8 protein-coding genes are annotated in these 10,402 nt (G+C 38.8%); 6 read left to right on the forward strand and 2 right to left on the reverse strand.

The window, feature by feature from the left end:
• On the reverse strand, positions 1 to 323 hold a 323-nt coding region (locus VJ937_RS00220; RefSeq protein WP_324064907.1), incomplete at its 3' end, for a hypothetical protein.
• Positions 320 to 706, reverse strand: a complete 387-nt coding sequence (locus VJ937_RS00225; RefSeq protein WP_324064908.1) for a NifB/NifX family molybdenum-iron cluster-binding protein — start codon at positions 704 to 706, stop codon at positions 320 to 322. The genes VJ937_RS00220 and VJ937_RS00225, both read right to left, overlap by 4 nt.
• Positions 707 to 1,074: 368 nt before the next feature.
• Between VJ937_RS00225 and VJ937_RS00230 the strand changes: the two genes are divergently transcribed.
• From VJ937_RS00230 to VJ937_RS00255, 6 genes are all read left to right on the forward strand, one after another.
• A complete protein-coding gene (locus VJ937_RS00230) occupies positions 1,075 to 2,670 on the forward strand; it encodes a YfcC family protein (protein ID WP_324064909.1) in 1,596 nt (531 codons plus the stop codon).
• A gap of 289 nt (positions 2,671 to 2,959) precedes the next feature.
• The gene (locus tag VJ937_RS00235; protein ID WP_324064910.1) at positions 2,960 to 3,697 is read left to right on the forward strand and encodes a type II CAAX prenyl endopeptidase Rce1 family protein; all 738 of its coding nucleotides are present in this window, start codon (positions 2,960 to 2,962) and stop codon (positions 3,695 to 3,697) included.
• Between the two features lie 97 nt (positions 3,698 to 3,794).
• On the forward strand, positions 3,795 to 4,064 hold the full coding sequence (locus VJ937_RS00240; protein ID WP_324064911.1) for an acylphosphatase: 270 nt from the start codon (positions 3,795 to 3,797) through the stop codon (positions 4,062 to 4,064).
• Between the two features lie 474 nt (positions 4,065 to 4,538).
• Positions 4,539 to 6,746, forward strand: a complete 2,208-nt coding sequence (gene katG / locus VJ937_RS00245) for a catalase/peroxidase HPI (RefSeq protein ID WP_324064912.1) — start codon at positions 4,539 to 4,541, stop codon at positions 6,744 to 6,746.
• 574 nt (positions 6,747 to 7,320) lie between these two features.
• A complete protein-coding gene (locus VJ937_RS00250) occupies positions 7,321 to 8,469 on the forward strand; it encodes an FMN-binding protein (protein WP_324064913.1) in 1,149 nt (382 codons plus the stop codon).
• 19 nt (positions 8,470 to 8,488) lie between these two features.
• Positions 8,489 to 9,766: a flavin reductase gene (locus tag VJ937_RS00255; protein ID WP_324064914.1), complete on the forward strand. Its 1,278-nt coding sequence runs from the start codon at positions 8,489 to 8,491 to the stop codon at positions 9,764 to 9,766.
• Positions 9,767 to 10,402 lie beyond the last annotated feature (636 nt).

Genomic DNA, 10,402 nt, shown 5'->3' on the forward strand with positions numbered 1-10,402 from the left:
AGGTAAAATAGCGCCGCCATGGCAAACAAGGTGAAAATCCTCAGGTTTATACCCGTTAATAGATGAGGCTTTTTGGATGTTGACCCTGAAATTATGGGAGCAAAGAGGAGTTGCGAAAATTTCGAAAACCCCACCATTATGGTTGTAAGGAGTCCGATATGCCATGCTTCGCCTCCGGCTTTAATAAGCATTGATGGAATGACCGTGTCGACATCCATGAAATTTTTTGCTATGGCCAAAAAGGAGGCATGCCAGATAAAAGCCCTGAAATTATTCCTGGAAATACTTGTGGTTAGGTTTTGGCTATGTAACCGGTTTATCATGGTATGCGTAACGGTTTTATATCCATTTTGTTCTTTTGATATATTCTATTACACGTAGATTCGTTTAAAAGTTCAAGAAATTCTGCTACTGAATCAACAGATGTTACAATAGGGGCAAAATATTGACCCACTATTTTGATATTCTGTCCGAATTGTTTTGATACTACTGCTTTTATATCTCTTGTGGCAAGTAGCTTTACAACCCCTTTGCCTTTACCTTTTGATCCGTGCTGATCTTCATCGTAGTTGCGCATGTCATTTTTTAATGTATCTGCAAATTGCCACTGGTCATCCTTTTTCTGATATATTTTATAACTAATGGCTTCACCAAAATGGCCCGATTGTATGTTGTCCTGGTGGTCTACTGCGATGGCGATTTTCATAGAATTTGAATTATTGTATACAATAAAGGTTATTTTTTTATAAGAATTTAAAACAAAAGAAATAATAATGAACTTATGTTTAAAATGATATTATCAAATTTCAAGCCAATATATTAAAGGAAATTTCATTTTGTAATAACATTAAAATAAGATGTTTATAAAGAATGTATATTTTAAATTAATTTATGTAAATATAAAAATATTTAGCCATATTTCAAAACAAAAAAATATATGTATTGTGCACTAAATTTAAATATGTATATTGTTTCACGAAAAGTATTTATACATGGTTTGGGTTTAGTAAAAGGTATTGGTGGAATTGTCCATATTTTATATCTTGCGCGCTCTTAACAAAAAATTCAATAATTATGTTCAAAAAGCGTCAGATCCCACACACGTATGTTATTGTCTTCTTTTTCATTGTATTATCGGCTGCATTAACCTGGGTAATGCCGGGTGGCGAATATGTAGAAGTGCAGAAAGAGGTAAACGGAGAGGTACAGAAAGTGATGGAGTTTCAACCTACCGAAGCCCAACCCCAAACATGGGAGGTTTTTGCTGCTATGTTTAAAGGTTTTGAAAGACAGGCCGGTATTATCGTGTTTATTTTGATGATTGGTGGTGCTTTTTGGATAATGAATGATAGCAAAGCTATTGATGTGGGTATATATGCCTTTCTTCGGATGACGAAAAAACTGGAGCGCAACAAATTTATGAAACGCATAGGCGTTGATAACATTATTATAGCCATGATTATGATAATGTTTAGTGTATTTGGGGCTGTGTTTGGAATGAGTGAAGAAACCATTGCTTTTATAATAATTTTTGTTCCCATGGCCATTACCATGGGTTATGATAGTTTGGTAGGCGTATCGATGTGTTTTGTTGCTGCAGGTCTTGGTTTTGCCGGAGCCATACTTAACCCTTTTACAATTGGTATTGCGCAAGGCCTGGCAGAAATTCCACTTTTTTCAGGTATTGAATATCGGATGTTTGCCTGGCTCGTAATTAATATTATTGGTATAACTTACGTGTTAAGGTATGCGCATAAAGTAAAAAAGCACCCGGAGAAAAGTATTATGCATGAGGAGGATAAGCAATGGCGGGACAAGACAGACGAGGAAGGCATTGAAAAACTTAAATACCGTACGCCAAAAGCTGCATGGGCCGCTTTTATTTTTCTGGCTGGTGTTATGGTTGCAGCATCTATAATATTTCCCGAATCAGAATTAAAAGTAGGTAACTCATCTGCCATAGTTCCAGCTATTCCTATCGTAACCGGACTTTTTATCATTAGCAGTCCTTTGTTTTTGCGTAAATCGGTTCATTTTTTCATACTTAATCTACTCATTTTTACCATTATTTACCTCATTGTAGGGGTAATGGGCTATGGTTGGTACATTATGGAAATTGCCACTTTGTTTTTTGCTATGGGCATTTTTGCAGGCATTGCTATGAGCAAAACACCAAATGAAATAACAAACCTCTTTTTAGCCGGTACAAAAGATATTATGTCGGCAGCACTTATTGTAGGTTTAGCCGGAGGTATTATCGCTGTGCTTGAAGATGGAAAGGTTATTGACAGTATTTTACATAGTCTGGCAAGTGGCATGAATGAAATGGGCAAGGTGGCCAGCGTTGGAGTAATGTATGTAATCCAAAATGTAATTAACATTGTAATTCCTTCAGGAAGCGCCAAGGCTGCTTTAACGATGCCAATTATGGCACCATTCAGTGATTTGATCGGTATCTCACGTCAGGCTACAGTTGTGGCATTCCAGTTTGGCGATGGTTTTACCAACATGATAACGCCAACTTCGGGCGTATTGATTGGTGTGCTAGGCGTGGCAAAAATACCTTATGACAAATGGGTGCGCTGGGTATGGCCACTAATTACCATACTTATAATCGTTGGTTTCTTGTTGCTAATACCCACTGTGACCATGGATTTGAGTGGTTTTTAACTGATCCTGTTAAACATATTAATGGTTAAAGCGCTTTTTGGGACTTTTGTTATTTCAGTGCACATTTGGATTATCGCATCCGAATTTTTTTAACGAGGTTGTCATGCATATTTGGAAATAATTCTTTGTATTAAATTTACAAGGGTTTTCAGATGTTAATTTGGTAGAGTTAACTGATTGAGAAATTAACCATTACCCTTTTTGAAGATAGACGTTTGTGTTTGCCTTTTAATTGCCATGAGCTATTTTTGTTTTGTAAGTTTGAAAAGAGATAAAAGGAATTCTACTTATGACATTGAAGCTAATAAATCCCAGGTATTACCTATGGTTGATCAAAAGGTTTTTGCTCTTTCTCATACATCCTTCGGCCAAACAAGATAAAAGCCTCACTAGAATTGATAAAATCAGAGATGTAATTATACTTTTCTTACTAAAATTTGTAACCGCTTCAATACTTGCAATTGTTATAAAAAGTTTTTTTAATTATGACAATACCGCTTTTGCAGAAGCAAAAACACTATATTCTCCGGTTTTACTTTTAATTATTGGTGTGGTGATTTTACCGTTAATAGAGGAAATTGCTTTTAGATTAATGATGCTCTTCAAAGCTGAAAATTTGAGTTTATCTTTTGCTGTTTTGGTTTATTATATTTTTACTAAAGGATATTTTCAAACCTATGTTACTGATATTGATAACTTCTTTTTCATAAGAGTGACAATTGGTATTATTGCAGGATTTGCAATGTATTTTATAGTTTTAAGGCATGAGCCTAAGGTTCGAAAATTTTGGGAATTGAATTTTAAATGGATATATTATTTTTCATTCGTCTTATTTGCCTGGATCCACATTATAAATTATGATTTAACCCTCGAAATTTTGCTCCTCATGCCGGTTTTAACTTTACCTCAATTAATAGGAGGTATTGTTTATGGTTTCGTGAGGGTGAAGTATGGCTTTGTTTATAGTTGCATTTTGCATGGCCTTAATAATTTTGTGCCAATCGGATTAACGCTGGTTTTATTTTGACTGAAAAAGAGTTTTTTCGTTTGATTGATTATACTTCATTTGAAGAAAGAAAGGTTCTTCAGTACTTTTGTATATTGCAAAACTAAAACTTAATTATATGATACACTACAACTTAACAATAAAAGGCAGGGTACAGGGCGTTGGATTTCGATATTCAACTGTGGAAAAAGCCAGACAGCTTGGTGTAGTAGGATACGTTAGTAATATGCCTGATGGAGCCGTTTATATTGAGGCTGAAGGAGATGAGCAAGACCTCGGCGATTTTATTGCATGGTGCAGAAAAGGTCCTTCTATGGCTTTTGTTGAAGATGTAAAAATTGAGACTGAGCCTGCTAAAGGCTATCATAATTTCGAAGTCAAACATTAATTCAAGATTTTGTCCCCGATCTGGAACGTAGCTATTCTTGATAGCTCAAAAAGAACATGTATTCTCATTGTTGGTTGGATTGGATAAAGGTAAGAAAATGAATTATTTTGTTGAATTATTTTCCACTGAGAACGCTGCACTGGCCTATTTGAATACCCAATAGCTTTGATTTTAAATTTCTGTAATTATGTGTGTTGTTTTTAAATTGTTTCTCCCCGAAGCAAATTTAGATCGCTAATTTTTCTGCATAAGAAGAAAAAATCATCTAAAAATCATTTTATCAAATATTTACACTAAAAACTAATCGTTCAGCCAGGCCTGATTATGTTTTTATGTATTTAATACTCTGTGGCTTTTGTTTGTAGAATTCATGGTTATTGCGTATCTTTTCCTAATAAAATATGATTGCTAAAGGTGATCATGAATCAAAATTTTTTGATGATTTGAAAATTAAATAATCTAAAATATATCAACATGAAAGATCAACACAAAAAGATTAGTAAATGCCCGGTTACTGGTGCCACAGCAACCTCCAGGCATGGTAGTGGAACAAAAAACGAAGATTGGTGGCCTGACAGGTTAAACCTCAATATACTTCGCCAGCATTCTGCTTTATCAGATCCTATGGAAGAAGATTTCGATTATGCTGAAGCATTTAAAAGCCTGGATTTAAAAGCGGTTAAAAAAGATCTGCATAAGCTCATGACCGATTCTAAAGATTGGTGGCCGGCCGATTGGGGCCATTATGGAGGCCTTTTTATACGCATGACCTGGCACAGCGCCGGAACATATCGAGTAACCGACGGCCGTGGAGGAGGAGGTACCGGGAATCAGCGTTTTGCCCCCATCAATAGCTGGCCCGATAATGTGAGCCTCGATAAAGCAAGACGACTGCTTTGGCCCATTAAACAAAAATATGGAAAGAAAATTTCCTGGGCCGACCTGATTATTCTGGCAGGTAACGTTGCCCTTGAATCTATGGGATTCAAAACTTTCGGATTCGGTGGAGGCCGTGAAGATATTTGGGAGCCAGAAAAGGATATTGATTGGGGTCCCGAGCATGAATGGCTTGGAGATACCCGGCACGATGATAAAGGTACCCTGGAAGGCCCCCTGGCGGCAGACCACATGGGCCTGATCTATGTAAATCCGGAAGGTCCTAACGGTGAGCCCGATCCTGCAAAATCTGCAGAATATATCCGTCAGTCGTTTAAACGAATGGCCATGAATGATTACGAGACCGTTGCGCTTATAGCCGGTGGACATACTTTTGGTAAGGTTCACGGTGCAGCGCCCGAGGAGCACAATGGCCCCGATCCGGAGGCTGCACCACTTGAAGAGCAGGGTTTGGGTTGGAAAAACAGTTATGGAACCGGTAAGGGAGCCGATACCATTACCAGCGGACTTGAAGGTGCATGGACCAATAAACCAACAACCTGGGATATGGGCTTTTTTGAGAACCTGTTCGAGTATGAATGGGAACTGATAAAAGGTCCCGGAGGTAAATACCAATGGACACCCAAAGAAAAAGAGGCTCAGGAACTGGTACCCGATGCGCATAAAAAAGGAAAGAAGAATCCACCGATGATGCTGACAACCGACCTTGCGCTAAAAATTGATCCTGCGTATGAAAAAATATCCAAACACTTTTATGAAAACCCGCAGGAGTTTGCCGATGCCTTTGCACGTGCGTGGTTCAAGCTGTTGCACCGCGACATGGGCCCAAAATCACGCTACCTTGGCCCTGAAGTGCCTGATGAAGATTTGATTTGGCAAGATCCGATTCCCGAAGTTAATCATGCCCTGATTGATAAAAATGATATTGAGACTTTGAAAAATAAAGTGTTGGATTCGAATTTGACCGTTTCTCAACTGGTTTCAACCGCGTGGGCTTCAGCCTCTACTTATCGCGATTCAGATAAACGCGGTGGCGCCAATGGTGCACGCATACGTTTGGAACCTCAAAAAGATTGGGAAGCGAATAATCCGGCTCAGCTCACTAAAGTGTTGAACACATTGGAGCAAATTCAGCAAGAATTTAATACGGCCCAGTCGGGCGATAAAAAAGTATCGCTGGCCGACCTGATTGTGCTGGCTGGAAGCGCTGCAGTGGAAAAAGCTGCCAAAGATGCAGGCGTGGAGGTAACAGTGCCTTTTACACCTGGCCGGATGGATGCTTCAGCAGAACAATCAGATGCAGAATCGTTCGAAGCACTTGAACCCGATGCCGATGGTTTCAGAAACTATTCAAGAAAACAGTACATGAAATGTGCCGAAGAATTACTCATTGACAAGGCTCAGCTATTGACACTTACCCCGCCGGAAATGACTGTGCTGGTTGGCGGTATGCGAGCACTCAATGCCAATTTTGATCATTCGGAGTATGGTGTATTTACAGATAAACCCGGAAAGCTTACCAATGATTTCTTTGTAAACCTGCTCGATATGGAAACAGAATGGAAGCCCACTTCTGATGACAGAGAGACTTTCAATGGGGTGGATCGTGAATCAGGCAAGCAAAAGTGGAAAGGCACACGCGTCGACCTGATATTTGGCTCAAATTCTGAACTCAGAGCACTTGCAGAAGTATATGGAAGCGCTGATGCAGATCAAAAATTCGTGAAAGATTTTGTAGCAGCCTGGGTTAAAGTAATGAACCTCGATCGGTTCGAATTGGATTGATTCAGGGTATTTTAATTAGATATCCGGGATTAGTATAATTGTAGTGAGGTACCTGCATTAAAGGTGCCTCGCTTTTTTTCTGTTTTGGGTGTCTTATTCTATTTTGCTCAATATAATTAAGCTGTGTTATAAGTCCAGACCTTATGTTGGTTAATGTATTTTATTTAAGGTTTCTCGCCACGCACGCCACGATAAAGAAACGCCACGAACGCTACGAGTTATCACGTTGCGAACACTGCATCTTCGTTGTATGCCCTGCGTGATATATGGTGCCAACAGTCAATTGTAGTAGTTGCCTTGCTCCACCAAAGCTATGCGAAAACGAAGCGACGAGGCAATTTGTTGATTGTCAGCTCAAAAGGGTTCCTTCTCCGCCGGCTGGCGAGTCGCAATGCCGGCTTCGAATACTTTTTAGAACCCTCTCTAAAATCTTGTTTTATCAACTAGTAAATTAGAAATTAAGATCTGAGAATAGGTTTTCTTTTGAAAAACCTATATTTGCAAGCGATAATTTATTGTTCAGACAAAAAGTTGCCTTTGCAGCTTAAGTCTAAGAATTTTAACGGTACTATTAATGCGCAAAAAGCATATTGAGGCAACAGTATATCAGTACACTTTAATCATCATTATTTTAATTGCACTGGCATACAGAGGAGGCCGGGATTTTTTGTTTCAGAAAAATGAGGCGGAAATTACTGTTGAACTAAAAGATATACAGGAGATTTACCCCCGGGCAAAGAATTATGAGCTAAACAGGCACGGTGCATACGATGTATATGGCAAAAAAAACCAAAAAATAGGTGCTGCATTACTTTCATCGAACTACACCAAACAATTTGGTTATGGAGGTCGTGTTCCATTGCTAATTGGCATCGATGATAATTTAACCATTACAGAAGTTTTGCTGTTGCCTAATAATGAGACGAGTGACTATATTCAGGCCATTTATGGTGACGAGTTTATTGGTAAGTGGGAGGGTGTTAACCTTGAAGATGCTACACAGTTCCAGGTAGATATCATCTCTGGTGCCACCCACACAAGTAAAGCGGTAATCGCTGGTGTAAAACACACCGCTTCATCTGTTATGAAATCTGATGCATCGGTTATCAACGAAACAAGCCTTTGGGCAACAATCAAGGATATGCTGTTTCTGAGTTTATTGCTGCTTTCATTGGTGATGGTTTTTAAAAAAGGAACTGCAAAGTACCGCACCATCTATATGTTTTTAGTTTTGGTCATAATGGGCCTCATCCTCAACAATGCCCTCTCGGCTCAGCTTCTGCACAGTTGGTTAAAAGATGGCTTTGCATGGCGGGCCAACTGGCAAACTGCTGTTGTGTTCTTGTTGGCACTGACTGTTTCTTTCATCGGCAAACGAAAGTTTTATTGCAACTATTTATGCCCGATGGGTGCATTGCAGGAGTTGACCAATCGTTTTACGCCCTTCAAAAAGAGAAAACTACTCACAACATATAAAGGTCTTTCTGTTAGGGAGGTTTACCTGGTACTTATTGCAGGGGCATTGCTTTTGGGCTTTTCTCCTGAGTTATCGTATACCGAACCTTTCATGTTCTTCTCATTTCGTGTGGTCGGTATCGGGCTAATAATTTTTGGTTTAATTGTTATCCTGTCATCGCTTTTTTTCACTAAACCCTGGTGCGCTGTATGCCCCACAGGATGTTTTTTAGATACCGTATCTTATCAGAAAGCTAAAAAAGTTTGAATTTTAATAATCTAAAATCATGGATAAATCTAAGTTTATAAATATCATGCTTGCCATTGCCGTTTTGGTGCTGGTAATTCAATTAACCCAAAAAGGAGACAACTCCAACAGGCAAACAACAACACGAACCACTACTTCGGGAGATGCACTCATAGCAAAGTCAGACTCGGCTTACGAACCCTTCAAAAAGAAATCATTGGGTGTGAAAAGTGCAATTTATCCAAAGCCTGCGTTGGTAATTGGCTCCTATGACCAGGAGGGCAAGCCTAATATTATGACCGCTGCATGGGTAGGCATATGCAACTCTGATCCGCTTAGTATTTCTGTTTCTATGCGCCCTGCAACCTATTCTCATGGTAATGTAACGGAATCAAAATCGTTTACGGTCAATATACCCTCGTCGGAAATGGTGAAATATGTAGATTATGCGGGTCGGTTTTCGGGAAAAGATGTAGATAAATTTCAAGAGACCGGGCTCACGCCTGTGAAAGGTGAGTTTGTGAATGCCCCCTACGTAAAAGAGTTTCCTATAGTGATAGAGTGTGAGCTGACGGAGTATCATGATCTTGGCTCGCACCGGCAGTTTATCGGAAAAGTGATCGATGTAAAAGCAGATGAGGTTATTTTAGATACAAATAACCGGGTTGATGTGAATTTATTGAATCCCCTAATATATGCAAGCGGAAATTATTATGAAACAGGCCGTTTTATAGCTAAAGTAGGGGAGTCCATAGATGAAATAGATGGCCAGCCCTTTGTGCCCGATTACAGCGACAGATATGCCAATCATGCTTTGGAGGTGATACATAACCGAAAAAGCGTGCGCCATTTTACTGACCAGCCGGTTACTAAAAAACAAATAGAGACCTTACTCAGAGCAGGTATGGCAGCGCCCACAGCGGCCAATAGGCAGCCCTGGGTGTTTTATGTAGTTACAGAACGTGAGGTTCTTGATTCGTTAGGCGAACAGTTACCCTATGCGAAAATGTTGTTGCAGGCACAAAAAGCGATTGTGGTTTGTGGCGACATGGAAAAGGCCGGTAATCTGGCAGACAAAGGCTATTGGGTACAAGACTGTTCAGCTGCCTCAGAGAATATACTTCTTGCTGCTGAAAGTATTGGTCTGGGAGCTGTTTGGACGGCTGCATATCCGTACGATGACAGAACAAAAGCGGTGATTAAAACCCTTAACCTGCCCCAAAATCATGTCCCCTTAAATGTGATCCCCGTTGGTTATCCAACTGGTGTGGACAAGCCCAAAGATAAATGGAAGCCGGAGAATATTTTTTGGAAATAAATTGTTCGATAAACCAAAAAATAATTAAAGATTATAAAATGACTCCTGGCAGTAAGTATACCTTGCGGCTTTATTGAAATGATAGAATTTCCGGACTATTTTTTCGACGAAAGGCAATAAACGAAGCTTTGGTTGCTGGTTGTGTGTTGTTTTTATAACTGTAGTTAAAATAACTCTGATTTAGCTTTAAGACCATCTTTTCTGGCAACTCTTTAATTTGGTTATAACAAAAAATTAATTGTGATTAAATTATTCCAATTCGGATGCGCTTAGCAAATTAAATTCAAAATTTATTTGTATGCTAATGGGTTGATTGTTATATATCTAAGAATAATAAGTGTACTGTGAGGACAGAAGTGGCTTGAATATTTGAAATTTATTTCTTTTTTTTGTTCGCTTAAATAATATAAAATAATAGCATGCAAAGATTTTGATTGGTTGCGCTTTCATATTCATTGTTTGTTATGTGCAAGGCTTGATTATTACCCTATAAGTATAGAATAAAATTATATTGTTTAATTTTTTAATTTAATTACACGTCATGAAACGCTTAATTACCATTGTTGGTTTTGTTGTGTTATTTTCAACATTTATCAACGCACAAAAACAAGAGATTGATGTTTTTTCTGCTCCTAA

It is taken from the genome of Salinivirga sp. (genome assembly GCF_035268865.1).
Lineage (GTDB): Bacteria > Bacteroidota > Bacteroidia > Bacteroidales > Salinivirgaceae > Salinivirga.